Source organism: Marinitenerispora sediminis (assembly GCF_003336425.1).
GTDB lineage: Bacteria > Actinomycetota > Actinomycetes > Streptosporangiales > Streptosporangiaceae > Marinitenerispora > Marinitenerispora sediminis.
The window spans coordinates 1-519 of record NZ_QEIO01000357.1 but is presented as its reverse complement, the minus strand read 5'-3'; the positions used below and the strand labels follow the sequence as shown (position 1 = coordinate 519).

The 519-nt window shown below is 69.0% G+C and carries 1 protein-coding gene; it reads right to left on the bottom strand.

Annotation, left to right across the window (positions count from 1 at the left end; translation table 11 throughout):
- Positions 1-434 (bottom strand): sugar phosphate nucleotidyltransferase (locus DEF28_RS26795; RefSeq protein ID WP_158562933.1); only part of this gene is annotated, 434 nt, incomplete at its 3' end.
- Between the last annotated feature and the right edge of the window lie 85 nt (positions 435-519).

Here is a 519-nt window from a genome sequence, read left to right as displayed (position 1 = left end):
ATGCCGTAGCGGTGGGGGTCGGGGACGGGGTAGCCGAAGAGGGTGCATCCGTCGAGGCGGCGGCGTTCGCGTTGGAGGAGGTCGGCGAGGTCGGGGGCGTGGAAGATGTTGTCGCCGAGGATGAGGGCGAGGGGGTGGTCGGCGATGAAGTCGCGGCCGAGGATGAGGGCGTGGGCGAGGCCGCGGGGTTGGTCTTGGGCGCGGTAGGTGAGGCGGATGCCGAGGTGGCTGCCGTCGTGGAGGAGGTCGGTGTAGGCGCCGAGGTGGTGGGGGGTGCTGATGATGAGGATGTCGCGGATGCCGGCCGTCATGAGGACGGAGAGGGGGTAGTAGATCATCGGTTTGTCGTAGACGGGCAGGAGCTGCTTGGAGACGACGTTGGTGACGGGGCGAAGTCGTGATCCCGTTCCGCCGGCCAGGATGATTCCCCGCACGGTTCTCCTCATCTCGGGGTGGTGTGGGGCCCGCGTTGTGGTGCGGGCGGGTGGTCAGGTGTCGGCGGCGGTTGCGGGGATGGGG